16 protein-coding genes are annotated in these 13,542 nt (G+C 63.1%); 9 read left to right on the forward strand and 7 right to left on the reverse strand.

Annotated elements, in window-relative coordinates; all coding sequences use genetic code 11:
- Window positions 1-15 precede the first annotated feature (15 nt).
- Window positions 16-420 carry a hypothetical protein gene (locus NKJ73_RS11755; RefSeq protein WP_023678146.1) on the reverse strand — a complete coding sequence of 135 codons (405 nt, stop codon included), beginning with the start codon at window positions 418-420 and terminating at the stop codon, window positions 16-18.
- A gap of 420 nt (window positions 421-840) precedes the next feature.
- On the opposite strand from NKJ73_RS11755, the gene NKJ73_RS11760 reads away from it, so the two are divergent.
- Window positions 841-2,043, forward strand: a complete 1,203-nt coding sequence (locus tag NKJ73_RS11760; protein ID WP_352569493.1) for an aromatic ring-hydroxylating oxygenase subunit alpha — start codon at window positions 841-843, stop codon at window positions 2,041-2,043.
- 12 nt (window positions 2,044-2,055) lie between these two features.
- Here NKJ73_RS11760 and NKJ73_RS11765 read toward each other — a convergent pair whose 3' ends face one another.
- From NKJ73_RS11765 to NKJ73_RS11775, 3 genes are all read right to left on the reverse strand, one after another.
- The gene (locus NKJ73_RS11765) at window positions 2,056-2,823 is read right to left on the reverse strand and encodes a DUF429 domain-containing protein (RefSeq protein WP_352569620.1); all 768 of its coding nucleotides are present in this window, start codon (window positions 2,821-2,823) and stop codon (window positions 2,056-2,058) included.
- A gap of 62 nt (window positions 2,824-2,885) precedes the next feature.
- Window positions 2,886-3,770, reverse strand: coding sequence for a pyridoxal kinase PdxY (gene pdxY / locus NKJ73_RS11770; protein ID WP_352470715.1), 885 nt, complete (start codon window positions 3,768-3,770; stop codon window positions 2,886-2,888).
- Between the two features lie 8 nt (window positions 3,771-3,778).
- Window positions 3,779-4,030, reverse strand: coding sequence for a hypothetical protein (locus tag NKJ73_RS11775; protein ID WP_023678142.1), 252 nt, complete (start codon window positions 4,028-4,030; stop codon window positions 3,779-3,781).
- A 161-nt stretch (window positions 4,031-4,191) separates the two neighbouring features.
- On the opposite strand from NKJ73_RS11775, the gene NKJ73_RS11780 reads away from it, so the two are divergent.
- The 6 genes from NKJ73_RS11780 to ppa all read left to right on the forward strand — a co-directional run bounded on the left by NKJ73_RS11780 (window position 4,192) and on the right by ppa (window position 8,660).
- Window positions 4,192-4,836 carry a LemA family protein gene (locus NKJ73_RS11780; protein ID WP_352569494.1) on the forward strand — a complete coding sequence of 215 codons (645 nt, stop codon included), beginning with the start codon at window positions 4,192-4,194 and terminating at the stop codon, window positions 4,834-4,836.
- Between the two features lie 166 nt (window positions 4,837-5,002).
- Window positions 5,003-5,845 (forward strand): TPM domain-containing protein, encoded by an 843-nt coding sequence (locus tag NKJ73_RS11785; protein WP_352569495.1) that lies wholly within the window; start codon window positions 5,003-5,005, stop codon window positions 5,843-5,845.
- 52 nt (window positions 5,846-5,897) lie between these two features.
- Window positions 5,898-6,740 carry a TPM domain-containing protein gene (locus tag NKJ73_RS11790; protein ID WP_352569621.1) on the forward strand — a complete coding sequence of 281 codons (843 nt, stop codon included), beginning with the start codon at window positions 5,898-5,900 and terminating at the stop codon, window positions 6,738-6,740.
- Between the two features lie 10 nt (window positions 6,741-6,750).
- Window positions 6,751-7,389, forward strand: a complete 639-nt coding sequence (locus NKJ73_RS11795; RefSeq protein ID WP_352569496.1) for a TPM domain-containing protein — start codon at window positions 6,751-6,753, stop codon at window positions 7,387-7,389.
- 117 nt (window positions 7,390-7,506) lie between these two features.
- On the forward strand, window positions 7,507-8,013 hold the full coding sequence (locus NKJ73_RS11800) for a GNAT family N-acetyltransferase (protein ID WP_023678138.1): 507 nt from the start codon (window positions 7,507-7,509) through the stop codon (window positions 8,011-8,013).
- Window positions 8,014-8,129: 116 nt separating this feature from the next.
- On the forward strand, window positions 8,130-8,660 hold the full coding sequence (gene ppa, locus NKJ73_RS11805) for an inorganic diphosphatase (protein WP_352451245.1): 531 nt from the start codon (window positions 8,130-8,132) through the stop codon (window positions 8,658-8,660).
- Between the two features lie 18 nt (window positions 8,661-8,678).
- Here the strand turns inward: ppa and NKJ73_RS11810 are convergent, their stop codons facing one another.
- Window positions 8,679-9,269: a hypothetical protein gene (locus NKJ73_RS11810; RefSeq protein WP_352569497.1), complete on the reverse strand. Its 591-nt coding sequence runs from the start codon at window positions 9,267-9,269 to the stop codon at window positions 8,679-8,681.
- 97 nt (window positions 9,270-9,366) lie between these two features.
- Window positions 9,367-9,972 (reverse strand): TetR/AcrR family transcriptional regulator, encoded by a 606-nt coding sequence (locus tag NKJ73_RS11815; protein WP_352569498.1) that lies wholly within the window; start codon window positions 9,970-9,972, stop codon window positions 9,367-9,369.
- 82 nt (window positions 9,973-10,054) lie between these two features.
- On the opposite strand from NKJ73_RS11815, the gene NKJ73_RS11820 reads away from it, so the two are divergent.
- Together NKJ73_RS11820 and NKJ73_RS11825 are read left to right on the forward strand one after the other, a co-directional pair.
- Entirely contained in the window at window positions 10,055-11,338 is a 1,284-nt protein-coding gene (locus NKJ73_RS11820) for an MFS transporter (RefSeq protein WP_352569499.1), read from the forward strand.
- A gap of 280 nt (window positions 11,339-11,618) precedes the next feature.
- Window positions 11,619-13,193, forward strand: coding sequence for an alkaline phosphatase D family protein (locus NKJ73_RS11825; protein ID WP_352569500.1), 1,575 nt, complete (start codon window positions 11,619-11,621; stop codon window positions 13,191-13,193).
- Between the two features lie 46 nt (window positions 13,194-13,239).
- Here the strand turns inward: NKJ73_RS11825 and NKJ73_RS11830 are convergent, their stop codons facing one another.
- Window positions 13,240-13,521 (reverse strand): hypothetical protein, encoded by a 282-nt coding sequence (locus NKJ73_RS11830; protein WP_352451242.1) that lies wholly within the window; start codon window positions 13,519-13,521, stop codon window positions 13,240-13,242.
- Window positions 13,522-13,542: the final 21 nt, after the last annotated feature.

The following is a 13,542-nucleotide window of genomic DNA, read 5'->3' on the forward strand; positions in this document are numbered from 1 at the left end:
GCGCTCGCAAAAAAATCAAAAAACGTTCGGCGTATCGGCCAGCGGGGCGGCGTTGGCGATCATGCGGACCGGTCGTGCCTTGCCCGACTGGGCAGCGATGACGCGCAGGCAATCCAGGCTCTCGGCGCCCCAGGCCTGCCCCTTGCAGGCAAAATCGATCTCCGGCATCGGCAGGCGCGCCGTCTTGGTGGTGGTTGTCGCGCCATCGATGAGGTTGGCCGGCGGGTTCAGTGAGGCGAAGGCCGGACCGACGGTCGGCGTCAACGCCATGCCGGCAAATGCGGCAGCCGCCAGCAGCATGAACATCGCCATCGGATGATCACTGGCGCGCTGGCGCAGCGCCAGCTTCGGGCGTCGGTCGTTACGCTGGGGACCTTGCTGGCGAAGGTCGGTATCGGTGATCTGGATTTTCGTACGCATCGTCGTTTCCTTCGGTCTTCTTCTTTTCCCTGTTGAAACGAACTTAATCGCACCTTGTAACCGGCCAACGATGATGGATTAACGATTGTGTAACCGGCATGAAACCCAAGCCCGCGGCCATTCCCGGGCAAACCGATCCGGCGTAGCTGGCAGCACCGGTGGCATTCTGTGCTCGTTTTCCGCTACCCACGGCACCAGATCCACGTCGCCTTCCAGGCCCACGGAGCGTCGGGCGCTTAACAAGTGTTAAGGGATTAACGTCTGGAATTCCCGGGATTTTCCCGGCTTCGATCGTTCGGACTGGGCTCTCGAATCCCGCTCGATTTCCCGTCGAGAATTCGTCCCATTTTCCCAAGCCATTGCATTTCAACGGAAAATATGCTTTTATTGAACGATCATTCAATAAATAAAGAGCCTTTTATGAACCCGCATCTGCGTGACGTGGCAATCCCCAACGATTGGGATCGGCGGGGGCTGCCGGGCTGGAGCTATCATTCCGACGCCTTGCTCGAACTCGAGAAAGAGCACGTCTTCCGCAACCATTGGCAGATCGCCGGCCATGTCTGCGACGTGCCGAACGCCGGCGACTATCTGACGATGGATGTGGTCGGCGAGCGGGCGCTGATCGTGCGCGGCAAGGATGGCGTTGTGCGCGCCTTCAACAATATGTGCCGCCACCGCGGCAGTCGCGTCGTTGCCGACAGCCGGGGCACTTGCAAGAATGCGCTGGTCTGCCCCTTTCATGGCTGGGTCTACAATCTCGACGGCACGCTGCGCGGTGCTGCCCGCCCCCGTTCCTTCCCCGACCTCGACAAGACCGAATTCGGCCTGATGCCGCTCGAGCTCGAAATCTGGATGGGCTTCATCTTCATCCGTTTCCGCAAGGGTGGGCCGCAGCCATCCGTGGCCGAGCTGTTGAAGCCGATCGAAGCCGAGATTGCCCATTACGGCGTCGCCGAGATGGTGCCGTCCTGGGGCATCTGGACCCAAAAGACGCCGGTCAACTGGAAGTCGGTGCGCGATGTCGACAATGAAGGCTACCACGTCGCCATGGCGCATCCGGCGCTGCAGGACCTTTACGGTGCGACCTATTTCGACGAGCCGTTCGTCAACGGCGTGTCGCGCTCGTTCGCCACCTACAATCCGCATGCCGGACGGCGCTGGAGCGTCGCGCAGTACATCAAGCTCGCACCCGAGGCGAAGCACCTGCCGGAACACCTGCGCAAGGCCTGGATCTACTACGGCATCTTCCCGAACAACGTGCTGTCGATCATGCCGGAATCGGTGCAGTTCTATCAGGAATTTCCGCTGTCGACGGGTGAGACGCTGCTGCGCGGCGCCATCTACCGCTATCGCGACGAGACCAGGGAACAGGCGGCAGCCCGCTACCTATCCTACCGCATCGACCGCGACACGCTGGCCGAGGATGTACAGCTTTCGATATGGTCCAACGAATCCATGCTGTCCGAAGCCTTCGGAGGTTTTTACCTCTCCGATCTCGAATATGGCGTGCGCACCCACCACGACCATTTGCGTAAGCAAGTTCCCGTGCTCGGATTGGAGACCGCGCCCGAGGAGAAGGATATGTGGGCACTCAACGAGGCGCTCAGATCACGCTCCTGACGCCCCCGGTCCTCAGGCCCAAATGGCGACCGGAATGCCGAAACGATCGGCGAGCGGCGGATCCGGAAACGGCATTGCCTCGCCTCTGACGATGCGTCCGGCAACCACCATCATCGCCGCAGCATCGAGGAAATCGTCGGCGGCCGCGCCGCGCGGCGGCGTCTGGTCGAGAAAATCCTGGCTATAACCATGCCGGGCAAGCAGCGCCTTGCGTTCGGCCATGCCGGCCGGATTGATGTTGCCCCTGATCTTCTTTGGCAGGCGCATCGCCCGGTCGCCGTTCAGTTTGCAGAAGGCAACTTCCGGATGCGATTCGAACACGCGGCTGCGTAGTTCGGGGCGCGCGATCAGCAGCGAATCGATCTCACGGATCTTGGCGAAGATGCCGAAGGCCTGGATCGAGACACCGCGCGGCGGATCTGAGGTCGTCTTGGCTACCTCACTTGTCTTGCGGTGTGCGGCGTACCAGGCGTCGACCGTGGTGAAGGCTTCGATCTCCGCGTAGAGCGCGGCGCGGGAGGGGATGGCAAAGACACTGGACTGCCGGGCCCCAAGCAGCGGCCGCACCAGCGCCTCCGGGCCGCGACCGCCTCTTTGGGAGAAATCGGGCAGGCCGATTGGCATATCGACCGCTACCAACGAGTCGGCGGGCAGTCGGTCGAGCAACGCCGCGAAGCTTGGGAAAACGGCTGTCGACGGTGCCGCACCGGGATCGCGGCGGACGGCTATCCAGCCGGCCTTGCAACCGTCGACGCCGACAAGCACAACATCCCAGGGCATAACATCGTCTGGCGCAACATCCTTGGGCGCATCATCCTGGGGCACGGCGTCTTCGGCCTGCTTCACGCCCGGCGGTCCCGTTCCGGATGCAGGAGATGGCGAAGCTGCACCATCGCCATCGGGTGCGACAGGCTCTGGGCATCGGTCTCGAGCTGCAACTCGTCGCCGCCGCGCTTGGCGGTCCGCGCCAGGATCTCGTAGACCGCCGCCGTGGTCGATTGCAGCGCCTTGGCGGCCGGCTGGCCGGACAGGATCCGCGCCAGGTAGACGGCCGCCGTTAGGTCGCCGAGCCCATTCGGCGGCTTGTCGATGAGCCGGTGTTCGGCAAGCAGTGCCTCTCTGCCGGCGAGCAGTAAATTGCCGGTGCCGCCGGCCATCATCGCCGGCGCCGATGTGACCAGCATGGCCGGTGGGCCGGCCTGCAGGGCTGCAGCCATTGCCGATTTCAAGTCGGGCAGCGGCGCTCCGGCCATCCATTCCAGCTCGTAGCGGTTGGGCGTGGCGATATCGGCGATCGGCATCAGCCGGTCGCGCATGGCGATTGCGGTCGGCTCAGGTACGTAGAGCCCGCCCGAATCGCCCATCACCGGATCGCAGATATAGAGGGCGTCCGGCGTCTTCGCCTTGACCGCGCCGACCAGCGAAGCGACGGCTTCGGCCTGGCCAGCCTCGCCGAGATAGCCGGACAGCACGGCGCCGACCTCGCCCAGCCACGGCGCGCGCTCGAGGTCGGCCATCAGCGCCTTGAACTGGTCCAGCGGCGGCACGATGCGGGTGGCCCGGCCATGGCCCGGATGCCAGGGCAGGATGACAGTCGGCACCGCCCAAACCGGAAAGCCGAGCGTCTCCAGCGCAAAGACAGCGGCACGGTTGCCGACCGAGCCACGGGCGACATGGCTGGAGACGACGATGACCGCGCGCGGCGCGTCGGTTTTTTCGGCACTCATTGATTTTCCTAACTGCCCCTGGTGACGAAAAGCACGAGCCAGATCAACAGGCCGATGGCAATAAGCAAGCCCGCTGCCCGACCGATGCGGGTGCCCCAATATTCGATCGGGTCCGACCGGTCGGCATCGGCCGCGGTGACGTGGTCGCGCGCGCCTTTAGTGGTTCGTGCAAGGAACGAGGTGCCCCCCGGGTCGGTCTCGCGCGCCACCCGTTCGATGATGCGGCGCGATTCCGCGTCGCTGTCGTGGCGTTTCGCCATGGTGATGTCCCGTTTTATGCTGAGCTTAACCCGTTCGCCTCGTCTGTCACAGGGCCCGACGGCGAATGGCAGAAACCAGTAACACTTCTCGGCCGAAGTCATTTTCTTACGCAAGGATTGTGCTAATGCTTCGCCTGCCAATGCTATCGAGGGGACTTATCATGCTTGCCCAGCGCCTTTCTTCGCCGCCAATCTTTCGTAATCTAGCTACGTTCCTGGTCATGGCCGTCATGCTGCCGCTGCTTGCCGGCTGCGGCTACAACACCATTCCGACGGCTGAGGAAAACGCCAAGGCCGCATGGAGCGAGGTGTTGAATCAATACCAGCGCCGCGCCGATCTCATCCCCAATCTGGTCAACACGGTCAAGGGCTACGCCGCGCACGAGAAGGACACGCTCGATGCCGTGGTCGAAGCACGCGCCAAGGCGACGCAGGTGACCGTGACGCCGGAAACGCTGAACAATCCGGAAGCCTTCAAGAAATTCCAGGACAGCCAGGCCGGCCTGACCAGCGCGCTGTCGCGCCTGCTGGCGGTGGTGGAGAACTATCCCGATCTCAAGGCCAACCAGAACTTTCTGGCGCTGCAAGCACAACTCGAAGGCACCGAGAACCGGATCACGGTCGCCCGCCGCGACTATATCCAGGCAGTGAGAGAGTACAATCTGACGCTGAGGACCTTCCCGTCGGTGATCTGGGCGACCTTGTGGTTCCGCGGCAACCAGCCGTTTGCGAATTTCACCATCGAGGAGGATAAGATGCAGCCGCCGAAGGTCGATTTCGGCACCAACACCACGCAAGGCGGGTGAACGGCGCCTGTTGAGCCTGGGCCTGTTGGCCTTGTATTCCGTCGCGCCCCCCTCTGTCCTGCCGGACATCTCCCCCTCAAGGGGGGAGATTGGCAGCTTTGGCCTCACCGCCCATCCTGCAACGTTGGAGATTGGCGAAAACAGCCGTGACAGCCGATCTCCCCCCTTGAGGGGGAGATGTCCGGCAGGACAGAGGGGGGCGCGACAGAACGCCAGCCTGGCCTTCCTGCTCGTCTTCCAAAGCCTTCTCCTCCTCCCTCTCATCGCCTTCGCCGCCGACCTGCCAACCCTCACCGGACGGGTCGTCGACAATGCAGGCATCATCGATGCCGCGACCGAGGCGGCGCTGACGCAGAAGCTTGCCGCGTTCGAGACCAAAGGCTCCGACCAGATCGTCGTCGCGACCATCCCCAGCCTCGACGGCGAGGAGATCGAGCCTTACGCCAACCGGCTGTTCCGCGCCTGGAAACTGGGCCAGGCGAAGGAGAACAACGGCGTCCTGCTTCTGGTGGCGCCGAACGACCGCAAGATGCGCATCGAGGTCGGCTATGGGCTGGAAGGCACGCTGACCGACCTGCACACCAAGCTGATTATCGAAAACGACATGGTGCCGGCCTTCCGTGCCGGCGATTTCTCAGGCGGCATCAGCAAGGCCGTCGACGACATGATCATGGTGCTGGAAGGCAATCCCGAAGAACTGGAGGCGCGCGGCGAACGCAACCAGCAGCCGCCGTTCAACAGCGACGATCTGTTCTTCACGATCTTCATAGCCATCTGGGCAATCATCTTTTTCGGCGGCCTCGCAGCCTCCATCCTGCCGCCGATCTTCGGCCAGAAGATCGGTCCCGGCCGCTATCGCTGGCTGGGCATGACCTTCGAGCCAAACCGGCGGTCGTCCGGCGGCTGGTCGGGAGGTTCCGGCGGGGGATGGTCGTCGGGTTCAAGCGGTGGCGGGTTTTCCGGCGGCGGCGGTTCGTCCGGCGGCGGCGGCTCCTCGGGAAGTTGGTGACGAGATGACAAGACACGCCATCAGCCCGGTGGAATCCGGCCGTTTCATCAAAATGATCGGCACCGCGCTGTTCGCCATGGCGGTGCTGCTGGTCGGCTTCGCGGCCTTCGCCGCCGCACTGCCGGCGCTGACCGGACGGGTCGTCGACAATGCCGGCATCATCGATGCCGCGACCGAGGCGGCGCTGACGCAGAAGCTTGCCGAGTTCGAGACGAAAGGGTCCGACCAGATCGTCGTCGCGACCATCCCCAGCCTCGACGGCGAGGAGATCGAGCCTTACGCCAACCGGCTGTTCCGCGCCTGGAAACTCGGCCAGGCGAAGGAGAACAACGGCGTCCTGCTTCTGGTGGCGCCGAACGACCGCAAGATGCGCATCGAGGTCGGCTATGGGCTGGAAGGCACGCTGACCGACCTGCACACCAAGCTGATCATCGAAAACGACATGGTGCCGGCCTTCCGTGCCGGCGATTTCTCCGGCGGCATCAGCAAGGCCGTCGACGACATGATCATGGTGCTGGAAGGCAATCCCGAAGAACTGGAGGCGCGCGGCAAGCGCAATCCGGCGAATGACAATCCTGTCGATCCCATCTTCATGCTGTTCATTGTCCTGTGGGCGACGATGTTCTTCGGCGGCTTGGCAATGGCGTTCCTGCCGCCGATCTTCGGCACGAAACTGTCGCCGGGCGTGTACAAGTGGCTGGGCATGACGTTTCGCTACGGCCGTGGGCCAGCTTCGTCATCCTCCGGTGGCGGTGGCTGGACGTCGGGGACCTCGTCCGGCAGTGGCTGGTCGTCTGGAAGTTCCGGCAGCAGTTGGTCGTCCGGAAGTTCCGGCGGCGGGTTTTCAGGCGGCGGCGGTTCGTCCGGCGGCGGCGGTTCTTCAGGAAGCTGGTGAGACATCAATCATGGCAACACGACCGATCAGCCCCGAGGATCATGAGCGCATCGCCGATGCGATCCGCGCTGCCGAATCAAAGACCGACGGCGAGATCTACTGCGTCGTGGCGCATGCCAGCGACGGCTATTTCTTTCCGGCCGCTTTCATGGCGATGCTCGGCATGCTCGTCGTCAGCCTCGCCGTCGGTTATGGGCTGGAAGCCTGGTGGCTGTCGATCCGCTTGCCGCATTTCGTCATCGCCGAGCTTCTGGCGCTTGCCAGTGTGCTCATCCTGTTGTGGGCATTGCCGGCATTGCGCATCCATTTGGTGCCGAGGCGGCTGCGCTACCAGGCCGCCCACGCCAATGCGATGAAGCAGTTCCTCGCCCGCAACGTCCACCGCACCACGGCGCGCACTGGCGTGCTGGTGTTCGTCTCGATTGCCGAGCGCTACGCCGAGGTGGTCGCCGACAGCGGGATCGATTCTTGTGTCGGCCAGCATGTCTGGGACGGTGTCGTCCGCGACCTTACGGCGCATGCCGGCGACGATCGGCTTGCCGAGGGGTTCGTCAAGGCGATCCAAGCAGTCGGTGCGGTACTGGCCGAGCATTTTCCGGTCTCGACCGGCGACAGCAACGAACTGGACGACCATCTGGTCGAGATTTGATCTCGCCAAAGGCGGTTTCGCAGCGTCTCAAGGACGCACCGTCCGGCTGTGTGAAAGCATCGCGGCGGTTGACCGGACTCTTGCAATCGGGCGCAGCGGGTTTATGGTTAACCAATCATGAATACGCTGAGCATCGACATCAGGAAAGCCGAACCGCGCGATGCAGCCGCCATCGCCGACGTGCATCTCGAGGCCTGGCGCGGCGCCTATTCGGGCATCATCCCGCACCGCACGCTGACATCGATGATCAACCGCCGCGGCGCCGACTGGTGGGCGAATGCCATTCGCCGCGCTGCCACCGTCCTGGTCGTCGAAATCGGCGGCAAAATTGCCGGCTATGCGACGATCGGCAAGAACCGCGCCCGCGAACTCAGGCAGCAGGGCGAGATCTACGAACTTTACCTGCGGCCGGAATATCAAGGCATCGGGCTCGGCAGCCGGCTGTTCTCGGCCGCGCGGGCACGGCTGGCCGACCATGGCCTGAAAGGCATGGTGGTCTGGGCGCTGGAAGACAATCAGAACGCACTTGCCTTCTATGCCGGCGCCGGTGGCCGCGATGTTGCCGAAGGCGTCGAGATATTCGAGCAGAAGGCGCTGAAGAAGGTCGCTTTCGTCTGGGAATGACGGCCAGCGCATGATCCGGCCGGTTTTCGGTTCGGACGATCTCCCCGTACCATTCGCCGCATTGCACCATTCGCCGTCGCCCGCTATCGATCTCCAATCGAGAGAGGGATAAAGCGATGCGTATCGAAGCGATTGCCAGCGGAAAGAACCCGCCCGAGGACGTCAACGTCATAATCGAGGTGCCGATTGGCGGCGAGCCGATCAAGTACGAGATGGACAAGGAAGCCGGCACCCTGTTCGTCGACCGCTTTCTGCACACGTCGATGCGTTATCCCGGCAATTACGGTTTCGTACCGCATACGCTGTCGGGCGACGGCGACCCGATCGACGTGCTAGTCTGCAACACGCGCGCGCTGGTGCCAGGCTGCGTCATCAATGTGCGGCCGATCGGCGTGCTGGTGATGGAGGACAATGCGGGCCAGGACGAGAAGGTGATCGCGGTGCCTTCACCCAAGCTGACCTTGCGTTACGAGGACGTCCACGAATACACGCAATTGCCCGACATCACCCGCCAGCAAGTGCAGCACTTTTTCGAGCACTACAAGGATCTCGAACCCGGCAAATGGGTCAAGATCGAAGGCTGGTACGATGCGGCCTATGCCAAGAAGATGATCGTCGAGGCAATCGAGCGGGCCAGGCGCAAGTAATTGTCGGGCGCAAAATAATCAGTTGTCGACGCGGCCGAAAGCGGGCGCGTCGCCAAGCACCTCACGCTTGTCCTTGCCGCAGGCGAAGGTGCGTGCCTTCTCGTCGGCAAGCTTGCGCGCCTGATCGTTGGCGGCGGGATTGCCGGTGGCGAGCACAAGGCCGATCGTGCAGCCTTCGTGGGCGTCAGGCTGGGCAACCTTGGCGACGATCAGCACTTCCGTCGACTTGTTCTCGCCCTCGGTATCGCTGATCGAGCGACGATGAATGACGGCGAAGGGAATGGCAGTTTTGCCGTTGGTTTCGATCCGCCATTCGACTTTGGGTCCAGCCGAATTGAGGCCGGAAAAGCTTTCCCAGACCGTGGTCATATCGCCAGGTGGAAAGCCGTAGAACAGCGATTCCCGCGCATCGTCGTAGGAAACCAGCACCGGGTAACCGCGGTAGCCCGAACAGGCGAGATCGGCCCAGTCCCCGTCGCCTTCTTCCGCTTGGGCATAGGTGACGCAGTCCTTCTCCCAATCGAGATCGGTATAGACGCTGGATATGTCGCCGGCCCGGGCCGCCTGGCAGAAACCGGCGAGGGCAAGCGGGATCAAGAGAGCGCGCATGGCGGAACAACTCAGTTGGGGGGCGCAGCGTACCGTCAAATTTAGCAGCAGCCTAGAGGAAGTCAGGCTGCGCACAGTGGTCTGGTAAAACGGAACACTATTTCTTCAAACTTGCCTCTATCAGAAGATCGGCGTTGCGGGCCACCGACTGCGCCGGTCCGCCGGCACCGAACAGCTGGCCGCTAATATAGGCGCCCTCGATCAGCAGCAGCAGCCCGTCGCCCAGCGTCTCGGCGTCGCCGGCGCCCATCGCCGCCGCCATGGCACGCAAGCGCCGGCGCAATTCCTGCTTGTTGGCCTCACTCACGACGCGGGCCGGATGGCCAGGTTCGGGATATTCGACCGCGGCATTGGTCATGCCGCAGCCGCGATAGTCGGGCTTTTGCGTGCGCTTGCCGACGCGGGTCAGGAAAGCGACGATCTGCGCGCGCGGATCGCCGGGATAGGCATCCACCGCCTCGTCGAAACGCTCCCAGAATTCGAGGTCATAGTGCCGGAGGTAGGATGCGGCCAGCTCATCCTTGGACGGAAAGCTGCGGTAGAGGCTGGGCTTGGTGACGCCGGCACGCCGCACGATCTCGTCGACGCCGATCGCCCTGATGCCTTGCCGGTAGAACAGGTCTCGCGCCACCTGGAGAATCCGTTCGGCGGCGCGAGGCGGGGGTGCGTCATTCGCCTTGATCGTTGGTTCAATGCTTTTCATGCCTGGTCTGCCGGTTAGCTGGTTGACAATGTTACCGGTCGGTACGTATGTTTCGCGCTCCCGCAACGTACCGGTCAGTAACATGATAGCTCAATCCCGCCCGTTTGGCCAGCGCTACGCTTTCGTCGTGGTCGCCATCATCTTCCTCTGCCTGCTGATCGCAGCGGGCCTGCGTTCGGCGCCGGCAGTCATGATGCTGCCGCTGGAGAACAGTTTCGGCTGGCGGCGCGACGTGGTGTCGCTGGCGGCGGCCACCGGCATCTTCCTCTATGGCCTGACCGGGCCGTTTGCCGCGGCGCTGATGGAGCGGATCGGGCTGCGCCGCACCTTGCTTGCCGCGCTGCTGTTGATGTCGGGATCGACCGCGCTCAGCCTGTTGATGACCAAACCGTGGCATCTGCTCCTCACCTGGGGCGTGTTTTCCGGCGTCAGCTCGGGCGCCGTCGCCACCGTGCTCGGCGCGACCATCGTCAACCGCTGGTTCAAGACCAATCGCGGCTTGGTGATGGGACTGATGTCGGCGTCCAGTGCCACCGGGCTGCTGGTCTTCCTGCCGCTGCTCGCCTCGCTCGCCCAGTCGGGCGGCTGGAAGCCGGTCGCCATCGCCATTGCCGTGGCCACCGCCTGCCTGGTGCCGCTGGTCTATATGCTGGTGCCGGAGCGCCCGGCGTCGATCGGCATGGTCCGCTATGGCGCCGATGCCGACGACGTGCCGCCGGTGCCGCCAGCCTCGCAAGGCAATTTCCTTTCGCACACGCTGAGCACGCTGCGCCGCGCTGCCGGCACGCGCGTGTTCTGGTATCTGTTCGCCACTTTCTTCGTCTGCGGCTTCACCACCAACGGGTTGGTCGGCACTCACCTGATCGCCTTTTGCGGCGATATGGGCATTGGCGAAGTGCAGGCTGCAGGCCTGCTCTCGATGATGGGCATCTTCGATCTTATCGGCACGACGCTGTCGGGCTGGCTCACCGACCGTTTCGACCCGCGCAAGCTGCTCGGCGTCTATTACGGTATTCGCGGCCTGTCGCTGATCTATTTGCCCTATTCCGGCTTCTCGGCGACCAGCCTGATCATCTTCGCCGTGTTTTACGGACTGGACTGGATCGCCACGGTGCCGCCGACGCTCAGGCTTTCCAACGAGGCGTTCGGCGACCGCAGCGGGCCGATCGTCTTCGGCTGGATCGTCGCAGGCCATCAGGTTGGCGCCGCGACAGCGGCCTTCTTCGGCGGCACCATGCGCGAGCTGCAAGGCAATTACGAGCTTGCCTTCCTGATCGCCGGTATGACGGCAATAGCCGCCGCCTGCATCTCGCTGCTGATCAACACCAGCCGCCCGGCCTTTGATCCGGAACCGCAGGCGGCGTAGGGCGCAATCGGCCGTGCTAATCTCCCCCCTTGAGGGGGAGATGGCCGCGAAGCGGCCAGAGGGGGTCGGTCCGACTGGGCTCGGCCCCTTATCGCCGATGCAGGAGGCCGGCGCTCCGCGCGAGACGACCCCCTTCTGTCGCCTTCGGCGACATCTCCCCCTCAAGGAGGGAGATTCGCCTGCCTGTTCACTGTTATCAAACCTTCATCGTTTCGAAATGTGCCTGAAACATTGAAGCTGGAGCTTGGCGGCGACGTTCAATGCCATCCAGGAGACAGCCATGAACCAGATTTCGATGACGCGGCGCGCTTTCGTCACGTCGGCCAGCGCCGTTGGCCTGGTCGGCGCCTCGGGCCTCGCCCTTCCCTATTACTCGCGCGCCAATCAGCGCCCGGCTTTCACCCATGGCATCCAGTCCGGCGACGTCGACGCCACCAGCGGCATGGTCTGGACACGCACCAACCGGCCGTCGCGCGTCATGTTCGAGGTGTCGCCGACCGAAAGCTTCACCAATGCCGTCCGCCTGGCGTCGCTCGATAGCTCGCCGGCCAGCGATTATACGGTGAAGCGGCTGCTTACCGATCTCGCCTCCGACCAGGACATCTTCTACCGCCTGGTCGCGGCCGATCTTGCCGACATCAACGCAGTTTCCGAGCCGGTCGTCGGCCGCTTCCGCACGGCACCTGCCTCGAAACGCGACATTCGCTTTGCCTGGTCGGGCGACACCGCCGGCCAAGGCTGGGGCATCGACGAGACCGGCATGAAGACCTACGCCACCATTGCCAAGCACACGCCCGACTTCTTCCTGCATTCGGGCGATACGATCTATGCCGATGGTGCGATGAAGGACGAGGTCGACCTGCCCAACGGCGGCAAGTGGAAAAACAAAGTGCTGATCGATGAGAAGCGCAAGGTTGCCGAGACGCTGGACGAATACCGGGCGCAGTGGAAATACAACATGATGGACAGGCATGTGCTGGCGCTCAGCGCCATCTGTCCGACCTTCTATCAGTGGGATGACCACGAGGTGCTGAACAACTGGTCGGACTCGAAGGACCTGAGCGCCGACGATCGCTACACTGAAAAATCCATCCATGTGCTGGCGGCACGTGCGGCGCGCGCCTTCCACGAAATGACGACGATCCGTTACGAGCCGTCGGAGCCCGGCCGCGTCTACCGCAAGATCGCCTATGGTCCGCTGCTCGACGTGTTCTTCCTCGACATGCGTTCCTACCGCGGCCCCAACGGTCCGGATATGCAGGAGACGATGACGCCGCAATCGCGCATCCTCGGTGAACAGCAGATCAAGTGGTTGAAGCGTGAACTGGCGAATTCCAACGCAACCTGGAAAATCATCGCCGCCGACATGCCGCTCGGCCTCGTCGTCTGGAACGACGGCACCAAGAAGGTAGGGGCCGAGGCGGTCAGCAATGGCGACAATGGCCCGGCCAAAGGGCGTGAGCTGGAAATTGCCGACCTTCTTCGCTATATAAAGAATGCGGGTATCAGCAACACTGTCTGGCTCACCGCAGACGTGCATTACACAGCCGCGCATTACTACAATCCGGACAAGGCACAGTTCCAGGACTTCAATCCGTTTTGGGAATTCGTTTCGGGTCCGATCCATTCCGGCACGTTCGGGCCTAATGGTTTCGATATGACATTCGGCCCGGAGCTGAAGTTCATAAAGGCACCAACTGCCGAACAGGGTCAAAACCTGGCGCCTTCGGCCGGCCTGCAGTTCTTCGGGCTCGTCGAAATCGATGGCGCCACCGAGCAGTTGACGGTGCGGCTGATGGATCGCGACGACAGCGAGCTCTACAAGGTCACGCTCGATCCGGTGCGGTCGGCGTGAGCGACGGCGCCACTACCCTCGGGCCAGCCCGAGGGTAGGACGTATATCAATCGGGATAGCAGACGACGGGAATGTTGGGCCAGACGGCGCTGTCGCATCCGGCATTTTGCTGCCGCTGCTTGAAGGCGGCGCTGACCGGCCCGGTCACCACCGGATCGACGCCATCGGGAGCATCGGCAAAAAGCTGCTCCGCCGACGGCTTGTCGGACGGCAAAGCAGACCGCGTCTCCTTGAACGACGCCGCCGACTGCGCCGCGCCGGCCGCGAGGAGGACGGCGAGCGCGGTACATGCCAAAATCGGCCGGAGTTTGATGCCTATCTCGATCATGAAATTCGAACTGTCCGGACC

Source organism: Mesorhizobium sp. M0074, assembly GCF_040322975.1.
In the GTDB taxonomy this organism is placed as follows: Bacteria; Pseudomonadota; Alphaproteobacteria; order Rhizobiales; family Rhizobiaceae; genus Mesorhizobium.